General features: G+C 63.0%; 13 protein-coding genes. 6 read left to right on the top strand and 7 right to left on the bottom strand.

Annotation, left to right across the window (positions count from 1 at the left end):
* The first annotated feature begins 45 nt into the window (after nucleotides 1–45).
* The 3 genes from ING15_RS07350 to ING15_RS07340 all read left to right on the top strand — a co-directional run bounded on the left by ING15_RS07350 (nucleotide 46) and on the right by ING15_RS07340 (nucleotide 3,607).
* The gene (locus ING15_RS07350) at nucleotides 46–504 is read left to right on the top strand and encodes a MaoC family dehydratase (RefSeq protein ID WP_206454151.1); all 459 of its coding nucleotides are present in this window, start codon (nucleotides 46–48) and stop codon (nucleotides 502–504) included.
* Nucleotides 501–971, top strand: a complete 471-nt coding sequence (locus ING15_RS07345; RefSeq protein ID WP_206454150.1) for a MaoC family dehydratase — start codon at nucleotides 501–503, stop codon at nucleotides 969–971. The genes ING15_RS07350 and ING15_RS07345 overlap by 4 nt, the downstream gene beginning before the upstream one ends.
* Before the next feature lie 509 nt (nucleotides 972–1,480).
* Nucleotides 1,481–3,607, top strand: a complete 2,127-nt coding sequence (locus tag ING15_RS07340) for a putative bifunctional diguanylate cyclase/phosphodiesterase (RefSeq protein WP_206454149.1) — start codon at nucleotides 1,481–1,483, stop codon at nucleotides 3,605–3,607.
* Nucleotides 3,608–3,650: 43 nt separating this feature from the next.
* On the opposite strand, the gene ING15_RS07335 is transcribed toward ING15_RS07340, so the two are convergent.
* From ING15_RS07335 to ING15_RS07305, 7 genes are all read right to left on the bottom strand, one after another.
* The gene (locus ING15_RS07335) at nucleotides 3,651–4,181 is read right to left on the bottom strand and encodes an adenine phosphoribosyltransferase (protein WP_206454148.1); all 531 of its coding nucleotides are present in this window, start codon (nucleotides 4,179–4,181) and stop codon (nucleotides 3,651–3,653) included.
* Nucleotides 4,182–4,225: 44 nt separating this feature from the next.
* Nucleotides 4,226–4,546 (bottom strand): antibiotic biosynthesis monooxygenase family protein, encoded by a 321-nt coding sequence (locus ING15_RS07330; protein WP_206454147.1) that lies wholly within the window; start codon nucleotides 4,544–4,546, stop codon nucleotides 4,226–4,228.
* Between the two features lie 138 nt (nucleotides 4,547–4,684).
* Nucleotides 4,685–5,635 (bottom strand): cytochrome c1, encoded by a 951-nt coding sequence (locus ING15_RS07325; protein ID WP_206454146.1) that lies wholly within the window; start codon nucleotides 5,633–5,635, stop codon nucleotides 4,685–4,687.
* A gap of 27 nt (nucleotides 5,636–5,662) precedes the next feature.
* Nucleotides 5,663–6,979 (bottom strand): cytochrome b, encoded by a 1,317-nt coding sequence (locus ING15_RS07320; RefSeq protein ID WP_206454145.1) that lies wholly within the window; start codon nucleotides 6,977–6,979, stop codon nucleotides 5,663–5,665.
* A gap of 18 nt (nucleotides 6,980–6,997) precedes the next feature.
* Nucleotides 6,998–7,558, bottom strand: a complete 561-nt coding sequence (petA, locus tag ING15_RS07315; protein WP_206454144.1) for a ubiquinol-cytochrome c reductase iron-sulfur subunit — start codon at nucleotides 7,556–7,558, stop codon at nucleotides 6,998–7,000.
* A 320-nt stretch (nucleotides 7,559–7,878) separates the two neighbouring features.
* The gene (locus ING15_RS07310) at nucleotides 7,879–9,780 is read right to left on the bottom strand and encodes an ABC transporter ATP-binding protein (protein ID WP_206454143.1); all 1,902 of its coding nucleotides are present in this window, start codon (nucleotides 9,778–9,780) and stop codon (nucleotides 7,879–7,881) included.
* Entirely contained in the window at nucleotides 9,777–11,657 is a 1,881-nt protein-coding gene (locus ING15_RS07305; protein WP_206454142.1) for an ABC transporter ATP-binding protein, read from the bottom strand. Before ING15_RS07305 ends, ING15_RS07310 begins: the two co-directional genes overlap by 4 nt.
* Nucleotides 11,658–11,883: 226 nt before the next feature.
* Here ING15_RS07305 and ING15_RS07300 point away from each other — a divergent pair, with 226 nt between their 5' ends.
* From ING15_RS07300 to ING15_RS07290, 3 genes are all read left to right on the top strand, one after another.
* Nucleotides 11,884–12,354, top strand: a complete 471-nt coding sequence (locus tag ING15_RS07300) for a tRNA (cytidine(34)-2'-O)-methyltransferase (RefSeq protein ID WP_206454370.1) — start codon at nucleotides 11,884–11,886, stop codon at nucleotides 12,352–12,354.
* 269 nt (nucleotides 12,355–12,623) lie between these two features.
* Complete coding sequence (locus ING15_RS07295; protein WP_206454141.1) at nucleotides 12,624–13,454, top strand: substrate-binding domain-containing protein; 831 nt, start codon at nucleotides 12,624–12,626, stop codon at nucleotides 13,452–13,454.
* Between the two features lie 21 nt (nucleotides 13,455–13,475).
* A partial coding sequence (locus ING15_RS07290) for a putative bifunctional diguanylate cyclase/phosphodiesterase (RefSeq protein WP_206454140.1) occupies nucleotides 13,476–15,348 on the top strand: 1,873 nt, incomplete at its 3' end.

The following is a 15,348-nucleotide window of genomic DNA, read 5'->3' as shown; positions in this document are numbered from 1 at the left end:
TCGCAATCGCGGCGGTCAGGTCCACCGGTTGATGAACGTGGAAAGATGACATTGCGCGCATTCGAGGATTTCACCGAAGGCCTGGAGATCGCCCTCGGCCCCTATGAGGTCACGAAGCAGGCGGTGATCGAATTCGCGGCCGAGTTCGATCCGCAGCCGTTCCACCTGGACGAAGAGGCGGCGAAGGCGAGCATGCTCGGCGGCCTGTCGGCGTCAGGCTGGCATACCTGTGCGATGATGATGCGGATGATGGCCGACGCCTATGTGCTCGACTCCACGTCGCAGGGGGGGCCGGGCGTCGATTTCGTCAGATGGCGGCGTCCCGTCCGCCCGGGCGACATCCTGTCCGGAACGGCCCGCGTGCTCTCCACACGGATTTCGGCCAAACGTCCGACGATTGGCCTCGCACGTATCTCCACCGAACTGCGCAATGGAAGCGCCGAAACCGTTCTGGAAAGCGAGCACACGCTGTTCCTCCTGACCCGCGAGGCCGCGGCGGCATGAGTTACTGGGAGACGATCACCGTCGGCGAAACGATCGAACTCGGCTCGCACGGCTTCGAAGCGGACGCCATCAAACAGTTCGCGGCAAAATATGACCCGCAAAGCTTTCATCTGGACGAGGAGGCTGCAAAGGCGTCGATGTTCGGCGGGCTCTGCGCCTCCGGCTGGCATACCGCCGCGGTGTGCATGCGGCTCAATGTCGATACCCGCGCCGCCCAAGCCCGCGAATGGATCGCTGCGGGCAACCCGGCACCGAAAATGGGCCCCTCCCCCGGCGTCACCAATCTGCGCTGGCTGAAACCGGTCTATGCCGGCGACACGGTGACCTTCCGTCAGACCGTGACGGCGAAGCGGAAATCCGCCAGCCGTCCAGGCTGGGGTGTCCTGGAATTCACCACGCTTGGCGTCAACCAGAACGGCGAGCCGGTATTTTCCTTCGATGGCGCTGCATTCAGCGGCATCGATTGACCGCACGAGGTTGGGCCGCCAAGGCCGTCGACCGTGAGGGCTTTCCTGCGGCCGGTCCTTGCCGGTTTCCATCGTTCCGGCTGAAATGAACGTCAAAGCGATCCGGAAGAAACCTGAAGGCACGGTTCCGTTGCCCAAGCGAATAACCCGAGCACAAGGCGCATCTACCGTTACATGCGATAGCTTTAATTCACTACTTCTTAGTGCGTTTGGTATTGGATGCCCTTTGGACAATCAGGGGCTCGCGGCACTTCGTAATGCTTACAATTACTTTTAACAGAACGAACCCGCGATCCGTTTCTGTCGAAACAGAGTTTTCGCGCCGCTTTCGCGGCGTCCAGATCAACAACATTTTGAAATTCACGCAGATCATGATGCTTGGCAACGTGGTCAGCGCAACTGTCATATTTCCTGTCGCCTACAAAGCCGGTCTCGCCCCGGCATTTTTATTCTGGTGCGTCCCGCTTCTCTATTTCGTCTTCGCCGCCGCCCAATCGCGGAACCGCATCGTGAAGTCGGGATACCTCCAAACCGCATCGCGGCGCGCCGTGGAACGCGCCAAGGTTTCGGCGTTGCTGCTCGGATCCTGGTGGTCGGCCAGCATCCTCGTCATCTATCCGGCGGCCGACAGCGATGGGAAGGCGATCGCCGCCACGATCGTCGTGGGGCTGATTTCCGGTAGCGCCTTCGCCCTCTGCGCGCTCCCTGCGGCCATGCTCAACTACATGCTCCCCGTCATCACCGGGGGCGCTACGGCCCTGTTTCTTTCCGGCAACCCGCATGATTTTCTTTTTACGGTCCTGCTCGGTGCTTTCTCCTTCATCGTCATCCAGAGCGGATTCGCCCGCGGGCGACTGATCAGGGGAAATTTTGAGGATCAGGAGAAACTTGCCGAGCAGTCGGCCATTATCGAACTCTTGCTGCGCGACTTCGAAGAAGGAACCAGCGACTGGCTATGGGAAACCGATGCCGGCGGGGCACTCACCCGCGGCATCGAACGGTTCTCGCAGTTCCGCTGTCAGGCCGCTGACGAAATTCGGCTCGACGGCAACACGACGCTGCAATCCATTCTTTCCTGCCCCAGCGGAATGATCCAAGGTCTCACCCCGATTTTAGACCATCTAGCGGCCCGGACACCGTTTCGCGACCAGCTCGTTGAAGTCGACGCGCAGCAAGCCTCGCGGTGGATGTCCATTTCGGGCAAACCGATCTTCGATTGTAGCGGCGAGTTTATCGGCTTTCGCGGCGTGGCGTCGGATATCACCGCCGCTCGCGACGCCGAAACCCGCATCTACTATCTGGCTCATCACGACAGCCTGACCGGCTTGGCCAATCGGGCCCACTTCGCGGAGCAGATCGAGGCGACTTTCCGCGAGAGCGGTTGCGACGGACCGGTCTGCAGCATCTTCTATCTGGATCTCGACAACTTCAAAGCCATCAACGACACCCGTGGCCATACGATGGGCGACCGGCTGTTGAAAGCGGTCGGCGTCCGGTTGAAGGATGTGGTCGGACCCGAGGACACGGTGTCGCGCATCGGCGGCGACGAATATGCCATCATCGCCCGAAGTGCCCGAGATGAGTACACGGCCGCCCGGTTGGCGATGGCGATCTTGGAGAGCTTCGCCAAGCCGTTCGATCTCGGATGCGAAACGGCGAGCGTCGGATCGTCCGTCGGCATCGCCTTTCCCGGCAAGGACGGCACGACCACCGAACATCTTCTCAAGAGCGCCGATCTCGCCCTTTATCACGCCAAGGAGGAGGGTAAGCGAACCTATCGATTCTTTACCCTCGCGATGGCCCGCCAGCGCATCGAACGCCACCGCCTGGAACAGGATCTTCGCGACGCCATCGGCAATGGGGAACTGTTCCTTCAGTATCAGCCGCTCGTCGACAACGGCACACGCAGGACAGTCAGTTTCGAGGCGCTGCTGCGGTGGCAGCATCCCGAGCACGGACGGGTCGCCCCGGACCGGTTCATCCCGCTGGCGGAGGAAATCGGCGCCATCACGGAGATCGGCGCGTGGGTCATCCATCAGGCCTGCGGGGCCGCGGCATCCTGGCCGGAGGAACTTTCGGTCGCGGTCAATGTCTCGGCCCACCAGTTCAAGGACGGCGGAATCATCGGGGTGGTGCAGGACGCGCTGGCGCGAACCGGCCTGCGCGCCGATCGGCTGGAACTGGAAATCACCGAAAGCGTCCTGATCGACGATGCGCAACAAGTCGTCGAGATCCTCCACGAACTGCGAAACATCGGCGTCAAAATCGCCCTCGACGATTTCGGCACAGGCTATTCCAGTCTGTCCTATCTGCGTCGCTTCCCCTTCGACAAGCTGAAGATCGACCGATCTTTCGTCAGCGCGATCAAGGACGACCCCGTAGCCCGCGGCATTCTCGAAACGATCATGATCCTCGGCCGTGTCCTCGACCTCTGCGTAACCGCCGAGGGCGTTGAGGACGATGCGCAGCTCGCCATTCTCAGCGGCCTGAACTGCAGCCAGTTACAGGGCTACTACTTCAGTCGGCCGATGGCCGAAACCGATGTGGGCGGCTACCTCCTGAACGAATTCAGGCGCTCTACCGCCGACCCCTCGCAGCGAGGTCATCTGACCGCAGGCCTTCCTATCGGCGGCTGATTACTCCCCCCACGGCCGGTTCCGCAAGCTCATGAACCGCGCTTCAGTGGCCGGAGAACGCCACAAGTGTTCGAACGTCCACGTGCAATGCCTCGAGCTTCTTGCGCCCCCCAAGATCCGGCAGATCGATGACAAAGCAGGCGGCGACAATCTCGGCGCCGATCTCGCGCAAGAGTTTGACTGCGCCCTCAGCCGTACCTCCGGTTGCGATCAGGTCGTCAGTGAGGAGCACGCGCTGACCGGGGCTGACCGCGTCGCGGTGCATTTCCATCTCGTCGACCCCGTATTCCAGACTATAGGCGACGCGAATGGTTTCGTGCGGCAGCTTGCCCTTCTTGCGGATCGGCACGAAGCCGGCCGACAACTGATGGGCAAGCGCCCCGCCAAGGATGAAGCCGCGCGCCTCAATCCCGGCGACGTGGTCTACGCCCGCGTTCTTGTAGGGATCGACCAGCGTGTCGACGGCGGCGCGAAAGGTCGCCGGATCGGCCAGCAGCGTCGTGATGTCGCGAAACTGGATACCCGGTTTAGGATAGTCGGCAATGGTACGGATGGCGGCAGCGAAATCGTTCATGTGGTTACCGACCTCTCAGAAGAACAAAAATCATAATGGGAGGTTCAATCCGCCGCGCCGATGGTCTGGATGACCTCGAAGCCCTCGAATTCCGGATGACCTTCATAGAGCGGCCGGGTGCTGCCGGCGCTTCCATGGGCGGCGCGGAACGCCTCGGATTTTGTCCAAGCCTGGAAGGTGGCCGGGCTCTCCCAAATAGTGTGTGAGGCGTAGAGCGTATGGCCCTCCCGCCCCGGCCCCCGCAGCATATGGAACTTGACGAAGCCGGGCACCTCACGCAGCTTCGACTCACGGTTCAGCCAGAGCGTCTCGAACTCGGACTCCGCGCCTGGCAACACCTTGAAGCGGTTCATGGCGATATACATTGCTGGTTCCTCCATCCGCGTTTGTTCGACACGTCGGCCGCCCATTCGACTCTCGGCCCACATGGCACGTCTTGGCCAAGAAAAAAGGGAGCTAAAAGCCCCCTTTTCCATTGTTTTCGACCCCGACAGTTACTGCGGTCAGTGCGGTCTCCCCGCCCAGACCCGCCGTTTGATCAGGAACATCAGCGCCGCGAACACGATGAGGAACAGCATGACGATCAGGCCGGTCGCCTTGCGCTCGGCGAGATGCGGTTCGGCAGCCCACATCAGGAACGCCGCCACGTCTCTGGCATACTGATCGGTGGTCTGCGGCGCGCCATCGGGATAGTCGACCTGATCGTCGGAGATCGGCTGTGCCATCGCCAGCGCCGGGCCATAAAGATAATACGGATTATAGTATGTGCCCGGCTGCAACTCCACGCCCGCAGGTGCTTCCTCGTAGCCTGTCAGAAGCGCGTGGATGTAATCGGGTCCTGACTCGGCATACTGGGTGAATATGTCGAAGACGAAGGTCGGGAAGCCGCGTTCGGCAGCGCGCGCCTTGGCGATCAGCGAGAAGTCCGGCGGCGGCGCGCCATTGTTCGCCGCGGCCGCCGCCGCGGGGTTGGGGAACGGCGCTGGGAAACGGTCGGCGGGAATGCCAGGCCGCTCGAACATCTCGCCGTCGCCGTTCGGTCCGTCGGTGACCTGATATTCGGCCGCGAAGGCCTTCACCTGCTCCTCGCTGTAGCCGAGTGCCTCGATATTACGCATCGCGACGAGGTTAAGCGAATGGCAGGCGGAGCAGACTTCCTTGTAGACCTTGAGGCCACGCTGAAGCTGTCCGATGTCCCATTGGCCGAACGGGCCTGCGAAGCTCCAGGACAGCTCCTCGGGCTTCTTGATCGGATAATGCGGAGTCTCGGCCTCGGCGTGCTCTTCTCCGGCAGCGGCCGCTTCGGTTTCCGCGGACGGCTGTTCCGCAGCCGCTGCCGCGGCAGGCTGCGTCTCGGTGGTCTCGGCCGGCGTCGGCGCGTCCTGGGCAACCGCGACCGAAATCGGCGCGAAGACGACGCCAGCGGCGAGAAGGGCTGACAGTAGTCTGGTCATTGGCATGTCTTTCTCCGAAGCCTCAGCTCAGCCTCTGATTTCCGGCGCCGAGGCCGTCGATGCGGGGGCGGCTCCACCGCCCGTGCCCGTGCCGACGCCGCGATTGGGTCCGAGCACCGCCTCGCTGATCGAGTTGGGCAGCTTCTTGGGCGTCTCGATGAGGCCAAGAACCGGCAGTACGATCAGGAAGTGCGCGAAATAGTAGATCGTGCCGAACAGCGCGAGGATCGGATAAATGCCTTCCGCGGGCTTGGCGCCGAGCCAGCCGAGGAAGATGCAGTCGGCGACGAGGATCCAGAAGAAGATCTTGTAGAGCGGCCGGAACGCCGTCGATTTCACCCGAGAGGTATCGAGCCAGGGCACGAAGAACAGCACCAGAATCGAGCCGAACATAACCAGGACGCCGCCGAGCTTGGAATCGATCGGTCCAATGTCGAAGGTGATGGCGCGCAGCATCGCGTAGAACGGCAGGAAATACCATTCGGGCACGATATGCGCCGGCGTCTTGAGCGGGTTGGCCTCGATGTAGTTGTCGGGATGACCGAGGAAGTTCGGCAGGTAGAAGACGAAATAGGCAAAGATCGCCAGGAAGACGATCATGGCGAAGCCGTCCTTGATCGTCGCGTGCGGCGTGAACGGCACCGTGTCCTTCGACGACTTGACCTCGACGCCGGTCGGGTTGGTCTGACCGACCACATGCAACGCCCAAACGTGCAGGATCACCACACCGGCGATCATGAACGGCAAGAGATAGTGCAGCGAGAAGAAGCGGTTCAGGGTGGCGTTGTCGACCGCGAAACCGCCGAGCAGCAGCTGCTGGATCGGCTCGCCGATCAGGGGAAATGCCGTGAAGAAGCCGGTGATGACGGTGGCGCCCCAGAACGACATCTGACCCCAGGGCAGCACGTAGCCCATGAAGGCCGTCGCCATCATCAACAGGAAGATGATCACGCCGAGAATCCACAGGACCTCGCGCGGCTGCTTGTAGGAGCCGTAATACAGCCCCCGGAAGATGTGGATGTAGACGGCGATGAAGAAGAACGATGCGCCGGTGGCGTGCATGTAGCGCAGCAGCCAGCCCCAGTTGACGTCACGCATGATCTTCTCGACCGATTCGAAGGCGATCGCCGAGGACGCGGCATAGTGCATGGCGAGCACGACGCCGGTCAGGATCTGCAGCACCAGGAAGATCGAGAGAATGCCGCCGAAAGTGTAGGCGTAATTCAGGTTGCGCGGCACCGGATAGGCGACGAAGGAGTCATACATGAGACGCGGCAGCGGCAACCGTGCGTCCAGCCAGCGCATGAAGCCGCTCGTCGGCACGTAGGAAGAATGACCACTCATATTCGAACTTTCTCCCTGTCAGCCGATGCGAACGGTCGTGTCGGACGTGAATTCGAAGGGCGGGATCGCCATGTTCTCCGGCGCCGGGCCCGAACGGATGCGACCGGCCGTGTCGTAGGCGGAGCCGTGGCACGGGCAGAACCAGCCGCCATACACGCCCGATTCGCCCAGCGGGATGCAACCGAGATGAGTGCAGACCTGCACCATCACGAGCCAGGCTTCCTTGCCGGGCGCAGCCCGATTCACGTCGGTCGCCGGGGCGTCGCCCGCGAGGTTGGCATTGCGTGCCACAGGGTCTTTGAGGTCGGAGAGACCCGTGGCCTTGGCTTCCTCGATTTCCTTGGCCGTGCGTTGCCGAACGGCGACGGGCTTGCCGCGCCACTTGGCGGTAATCGACTGACCCTCGGCGACCTGGCTGACGTCAACCTCGATCTCGGACAGCGCCAACGTCGCGGCGTCCGGATTCATCTGGTCGATGAACGGCCAGAGGAAGGCGGCGGCGCCGACCGCGCCAATCGCGCCGGTGGCGATGTAGAGAAAGTCCCGACGGTTCGGGTCGGCGTGTTCGTTGACGCTCACGGCGGCTGCCACTCCTTGACTGGTCTCGCGCGGATTGCACCGCTTCTTGCGGATTTAAACCCGCGCGGCAAGGGGAGAGGCGACGCATTTTCGCCGCACTCCCCAAAAAGATCGAGATTTCGCGCGGGTTTTAGGCGGGGAAACGAGCGATTGTCCAGATGAAAGACTGCGGCATGACGACGTATGCGCAAGTGAGTCGGAAACGCTTGTCGCGCTGACGCGGAACGCACCCGGCCGGGCGCCTTGTGCCCTTCAAGGAGCGTTGTGCGGGCAATGGACGGCTGTCCAATGAGCATGCCACGTACGATCGTAGATCGCACCTACTCTGCCGCCTCCTCCTCCTGCCGCCCGTACAGGAACCCGCCCGACTGCCTGGCCCAGAGGCTGGCATAGAGTCCGTCCCGCGCCACCAGCTCCGCATGACTGCCCTCCTCGACGATCCGGCCTTCGTCGAGCACGATCAGCCGGTCCATCGCGGCGATGGTCGAAAGACGGTGGGCGATGGCGATGACGGTCTTGCCCTCCATCATCTTCGTCAGATTCTCCTGGATGGCCGCCTCGACCTCTGAATCCAGCGCCGAAGTCGCCTCGTCCAGCACCAGGATCGGCGCGTCCTTCAAAAGCACACGGGCGATCGCGATGCGCTGGCGCTGGCCGCCCGACAGCTTGATGCCGCGCTCGCCGACATGGGCGTCGTAGCCGGTGCGGCCCTTCGGGTCGCGCAGGGTGGGGATGAAATCCTCGGCGTTGGCCCGTTCGGCCGCCGACAATATGTCGCCCTCGTCGGCACCCGGCCTTCCATAGGCGATGTTGTCGCGGATCGAGCGGTGCAAGAGCGAGGTGTCCTGCGTGACGACGCCGATGGCGCCGCGCAGCGAGGCTTGCGTCACGCCGGAAATATCCTGGCCGTCGATCAGGATGCGTCCGCCCTCGAGGTCGTAGAGGCGCAGGAGCAGATTGACCAGCGTCGTCTTGCCGGCGCCCGAGCGGCCGACCAGCCCGATCTTCTCGCCCGGCCGGATCGCCAGCGACAGATCCTCGACGACGCCGCCGCCCTTGCCATAGTGGAAGCTGACATTCTCGTAGCGGATGGCTCCGCGCTCGGCGTTCAGCGGTTCGGCATCGGGCTCGTCAACCAACGTCGGCAGCTGTCCGACGGTCGCGACGGCGTCCTGGATAGTGCCGTAATTGCGGACCAGACCGTTGATGTTGAACATCATCCAGCCGGACATCTGGTTGAGCCGCAGCACCAGGCCGAGGGCGGTGGCGACGCCGCCGGTGGTGATGCCGCCGGCCTGCCAGCCAAGGATCGCCACCGCGCCGACGCCGGTCATCATGACGCCGTTGAGGACGGCGACGGCGGTGCGCACCTCGGTCAGCGCCCGCGTCATCCGCCGGGTCGCGTCGACCAAATTCGAGAATCCCGCCTTGACGAAGGAATCCTCACTGCGCGCCGAGTCGAACAGCTTGACCGACAGGATGTTGGTGAAGCTGTCGACGACCCGGCCCGAGACGATCGAGCGCGCGTCGGCAGACGCCCGGCCGTATTTGCGGATTTTCGGCAAGAGGTTGCGAACGATCCAGACATAGCCGAGCGCCCAGGCGCCGAGCACAACCGCCATGCGCCAGTCGAGCACGCCGAGAATGGTCACGGTCAGTACGATGAAGGTGACGAAGGACCAGAAGGTCTGCAGGATCGTGGTAATCAGGTCGCCGGTCGCCGCGCCCACCTGCTGAACTTTCTGCGCCAGCCGGCCGGCGAAGTCGTTCTGGAAAAATGTGTAGGGCTGCTCCATCAGCCGGCGGTAGCTCTGCCAGCGGATGCGGTTGTAGAAGCTCGGCGAGATCACCTGTTCCTCGAGGACCGACGACAGAAGCAGGATCGCCGCCCGGCCGACCAGCGTCAGCAAGGCGAGGCCCGCGATCAGCCAGAAATGCTCCCCGAACAGCGTCGCCGGCGACGACCGCGCCAGCGCGTCGATCAGCCAGCCGACGCCGGTATACAACACCGCCTCGATGCCGCCGGTCAGGCCGCCGGTGGCCAGCAGGCCCAGCAGCGGCCATTTCGCCTGCTTGGCGAAGTGCCAGATGAAGCGGTTGGTCTCATCCGGCAGCGGCTGGAGCTGGCCGATCCGGTCGGGCGCCGAGCCCCCGCCACCGGCGCCCTCGTCGTCGAACGGATCGAGCAGCGTCTCGAAGCGCTTGAGGAACCGGTCCATCATTCCGCCGCCCTGAGATCCGATTCCTCGCCCGTCCCGTCCTCGGGCGGATCGCAATAGAGGAAGCCGCCGGCCTGCCGCGCCCAGAGCTGGGCATAGAGCCCGTCCCGGCCCACCAGTTCGGCGTGGGTGCCCTCTTCGACGATGCGGCCGCGATCGAGGACAACCAGCCGGTCGAGCGCGGCGATGGTCGACAGCCGGTGGGCGACGGCGATGACCGTCTTGCCCGCCATCAGCCGGTAGAGATTGGCGGCGATCGCCGCCTCCACTTCCGAATCGAGCGCCGAGGTGGCCTCGTCGAGAAGGAGGATCGGCGCGTCCTTCAGCATGACCCGGGCGATCGCGATGCGCTGACGCTGGCCGCCCGACAGCTTGACGCCGCGCTCGCCGACCTCGGCGTCGAGGCCCTGCCGCCCCTCGGCGTCGCGCAACTCCTCGATAAAGCCGGCGACCTCCGCCCGTTCGACGGCGCGCGTCAGTTCGGCCTCGCTCGCCTCAGGGCGCCCGTAGAGGATGTTGTCACGGATGGAGCGGTGCAGCAGCGCGGTGTCCTGCGTTACCATGCCGATCTGTTCTCTCAGCGAAGCCTGCGTGACGCCGGAAATATCCTGCCCGTCGATCAGGATGCGCCCCGCCTCGACGTCGTGGAAGCGCAGGAGGAGGTTGAGGATCGTCGACTTGCCGGCGCCGGAGCGCCCGACCAGGCCGATCTTTTCGCCCGGCCGCACATTGAGGTCGAAATCGCGCAAGACGCCACCACCCTTGCCGTAATCGAAGGACACCCGGTCGAAGACGATCTCGCCCGTCGGCACCACAAGCTTCGGCGCTTCCGGTCGATCGGCGATCGTCCGCGGCGTCGAAAACGTCGCCATCCCGTCGCGGATGGTGCCGATATTCTCGAACAGCGCCGCCACTTCCCACATGATCCATTGCGACATGCCGTTGATGCGAAGCACCAGGCCGATCGCCGCCGCGAGCGCCCCGACCGTGACCAGTTCGGACAGCCAAAGCGAAATGCCAAGGGCACCGACACCGGTCAGCAGCATCGAGTTCAGGAGGTAAAGCGACAGCTGGAACAGATTCACCAACCGCATCTGGCCATGCACCGTCGTCAGGAAGCCGCGCATGGAGTCGCGGGCATAGTCGGCCTCCCGCCGCGTATGGGCGAACAGCTTCACCGTCGCGATGTTGCTGTAGGCATCCACTACCCGCCCGGTCATCTCGGCGCGGGCGCCGGCCTGCCGCTCGGCGACGGCGCCGAGGCGCGGGATGAAATACCACAACATCAGCGCGTAGAGTGCCAGCCAGCCGAGAAAGGGCAGTGCCAGCCGCCAGTCGGCCGCCGCCACCAGCACCACGACGCCGGTGAAATACACCGCGACATAAAGCAGGACATCGAGCGCCTTCATCACCGTCTCGCGCACCGCCAGCGCGGTCTGCATCAGCTTGGTCGAGATCCGCCCGGCGAATTCGTCGCTGAAGAAGCTCATCGAATGGCCGAGCAGCCAGCGATGCACCATCCAGCGAAACCGCATCGGAAAATTGCCGGCGAGCGCCTGGAAGGTGACGAGGCCCGACAGGAACACCAGCCCCGGCAGCACCGCCAGCACGACGAAGCCCATCAGGGCCAGGGCCCATCCCCGCTCAGCGATGAACGTCTCGCGCGAGATGCCGGAGAACCAGTCGACGATCTGGCCGAGAAACGCGAACAGCGAGACCTCGACGATCGAGATCAGCGCGGTGAGCGCCGCCATCGCGGCGAGCAACGGCCAGGCCGGCTTGGCATAGAACCAGACGAAGCGGAACAGCCCGCCGCCCGGCGGGGTCTCAAGCTCCTGGTCGGGAAACGGCTCGACCATCCGCTCGAACAACGAAAACATCAAAACTTCCCATCGGATCGGACGCCCATTCGACGAAACAGGCAGGACCGAGCTTTTTCGGACGGCAACCGGCTGTGGCGAGGCGGTACCTTCGATATAGGACGAACCGAGGCGGATTCACGGCTTCGGCGACGTCGGACGCGGCTTGCCGCCCCCATGATGTCAGGCAAGGCTACCGATGACGCAGGATCGCGACGACCACGAGCCGGGCAAGATGGCCGTCCCGATGGGGCCCGGACCGGTGTCCCTCGCCCTTTACCAGCCCGACATCGCCGGCAACACCGGCACGATCCTGCGGCTCGGCGCCTGTCTTGGCCTTGCCGTCGAGATCATCGAGCCGGCGGGATTCGACCTCTCCGACCGGGCGCTGAAGCGGGCGGGCATGGATTACCTCGCCATGTCCCGCCTCGTCCGCCATGTGGACTTGTCCGCCTTCGAGGCGGCGCGCAGGGCGGCCGAGCGGCGGCTCGTCCTGTTCACCACCAAGGCGTCGCTCCGCTATACCGACTTCGCCTTTGCACCCGGCGACATCCTGTTGTTCGGCCGCGAAAGCGCCGGGGTTCCGGACACGGTCCATGCGCTCGCCGACGCCGCGGTGACCATCCCGATGGACGGCGGCGGCCGCTCGCTCAACCTTGCCATCGCCACCGGCATGGCTGCGGGCGAAGCGCTGCGGCGACTACGGTGGGGCGGGTGAACGGACGCACAAATAGTTTGGCCATCCCTCCGGCCTGGTGAGTGCCGCTGTCGAGAACCCAAGCTTCCCTGACGGCCTGCCTTGTGTCGGCGCATCGGGCGGGTGGGCATGTCGCCATCACGCGCGTCGGCCGAACTCAGGCCCGTGGCCGCTTATTGTTAACATAAGCGACTTATTGCCACGGCAAAAGCAATCGACCAAATCGTAAACTTTCTCTGCGTAGATTTTGGCACCGTACCGGAAAGTCATGCGGACAAGGTAATTGTTACATGAGACTGAATATATTTCCAATAGTTTCACTCTCAACTATTATTGCCGCCACGACACTGGCCGGCATTGCGCTGGCACAAGCCGAGACTGTCCGGATCGGCGGGACGGGCGGGGCACTTGGCGGGATGCGGCTTCTCGGCGCGTCCTTCATGAAGGAACACCCCGCCACTCAGATCGAGGTACTGCCCAGCCTGGGTAGCAGCGGTGGCATCAAGGCATTGCTTGCGGGCGCCGTGGATATTGCGGTCAGTTCCCGCGCCCTCAAGGACGAGGAACGCACGGCCGGCGCGACAAGCCGTCTTTATGCCCGCACGCCCCTCGCCGTCGTGACATCACCTGACGCGCCCATCGCAGAAATCACCCCCGGTGAACTCGCGGCTATTTATGCGGGCGAAACGACGCGGTGGCCGGACGGAACGATCATACGCCTTGTGCTGCGCCCAGCTTCGGAGACCGACATCCAGTTGCTGCGCCAGCTTTCGCCCGGCATGGAACGCGCCGTCGACGTCGCCTTCGGTCGTCCTGGGTTGGTCTCGGCCACGAACGATCAGGACAATGCCGAGGCGCTGGAGCGGTTGCCGGGCGCAATCGGCCTCATTGCGATCGGCCAGATTGCGACAGAAGGCCGGCGGCTCAAGGTTCTGTCGCTGGACGGCGTCATGCCGACGGCCGTCCTCGCCGCGCAAGCTGATTACGACTTCGTCAAGGATCTGCATCTCGTGACCAAGTCTGACACCACCACGCCAGCGATGGCGTTCGTCGCCTTCGTGAACTCAGCAGAAGGTCAAAACATCCTTGCCAATACGGGCCATAGCCCGATGGCCGAATAATAGAAACCTGGTGGTGTAAACGTGCTCAATCGATCGAAAGAGATAGACGATTCTGCCTTAGCGTTTACCACGGCAGTGGCGGCGGCGGCGGCCATGATCGTCGCATTGGTTTTGCCCGCCCTGCACTTTTATTATGTTTATGAATACAATAACGGATATATTGAATCCACCACTGAAATCAACGCGAAGCTGATTTCGCAACTGATCGGCAACAACCCGAGAATGTGGCAGTTCGAAACACTGCGCATCGAGGAGTTGCTCGTCAGCACCGAGCACGACACCACCACAGACATTCAACGGGTTTTCGCCAAGAATGGCGATCTCGTCGCCGAACGCGCAACAGACGCGCCCCTTCTGGGACCCATCATTCGCGATAGCCACGCGCTTTACGATGCCGGAGTGATCGTCGGGCGTGTAGAGTTCGAGCGCTCGCTGCGGCCGCAGCTGATCCAGAGCTTCATGGTGTTCCTGCTGTCCGGCCTTTTCGGCGCGGGCATTTTCATCGCCTTGCGCGCGGTACCACTGTGCGTGTTACGGAAAGTGATCGAACGAGCCTCGTTTCTGGCAAGCCACGACGCCCTCACCAACTTGCCCAATCGCGCCGTTTTTCAAGAGTGGATGGCCCACACGATGGCCGATGTCGAGCGTGACGGAACGCCTGCCGCCGTGCTTTTTCTCGACCTCGATCACTTCAAGGAAGTCAACGACCTGTTGGGTCACGCCGCAGGCGACCAGTTGCTGCAACAGGCCAGTGAGCGAATGAGCGCGGCCCTACGCCAGAACGACGTGTTGTCTCGCCTGGGTGGGGATGAGTTCGCCATCATTCAGAAGCGCATTGTCCAACCCGCAGGCGCCGCACGGCTGGCGCAAAGACTTGTCGCCATTCTCGCAGAGCCGTTCGACCTTTCAGGGCAAGAGGTGATGATCGGCGCAAGCATCGGCATCACGATTTGTGAGCCCGGCGGACAAGCCGATCCATCGCATCTGCTTCAGCAGGCCGATATGGCGCTTTATCGCGCCAAGAGCGGCGGGCGCGGAAACTACCAATTCTTCGAGGAGGACATGAATCGTCGCTTACTGGAGCGAAAGATGATGGAAATCGACCTGCGCCGGGCGTTGGCAAACGACCAGTTGCAGTTGCACTTCCAGCCTCAGATCGACCTGGCGACAAGCGCGCTCATCGGCGTCGAGGCCCTGATCCGCTGGAATCATCCGGAGCAGGGATGGATTGCGCCGGATCGTTTCATTCCCCTTGCCGAAGAGACGGGGTTGATCCTGCCGATCGGCGACTGGGTCATTCATACGGCCTGCCGCCAGGCCCAGGCTTGGCCGTCGTTGAAAGTCGCGGTCAATGTCTCGCCGGTGCAGTTTCGCCGCGGCAATCTGGTGGCGGTGGTCCAGCATGCACTCGAAGAGAGCGGCATGGATGCCGGGCGTTTGGAGTTGGAAATCACCGAGGGTGTTCTGCTGCAAGATACCGACGCAACCATCGCCATCCTGACCGCACTGAAGGAATTGGGCGTGAAGATTGCCATGGATGATTTTGGAACAGGTTATTCCAGCTTGAGCTATCTCCGGCGTTTTCCCTTCGACAAGATCAAGATCGACCGGTCCTTCATCGCCGATATCGGCCGTGACAAGGATGCCGACAGTATCATCAACGCAGTCATCAGCCTCGGTCGCGCCCTCGGCATGAAATCAAATGCCGAAGGGGTCGAAACGATCGAGCAAGCCGACCTGTTGAGAGCGCAGGGATGCGAGGAAGTCCAGGGCTTTTACTTCGGCCGGCCGATGGCCGCAGAACAGATCGGTGCCCTCGTTCACTCTGCGCGCAGCGGCGCCTCGATTGTCGCGGATGCCGTGGGCATAAGCAGAACTGCGCATCCCGCGGAGG

Source organism: Aurantimonas marina (assembly GCF_017183135.1).
GTDB lineage: Bacteria > Pseudomonadota > Alphaproteobacteria > Rhizobiales > Rhizobiaceae > Aurantimonas > Aurantimonas marina.
Note: the sequence above shows the minus strand (reverse complement) of the source record. Positions and strands in the feature narration are given on the sequence as shown.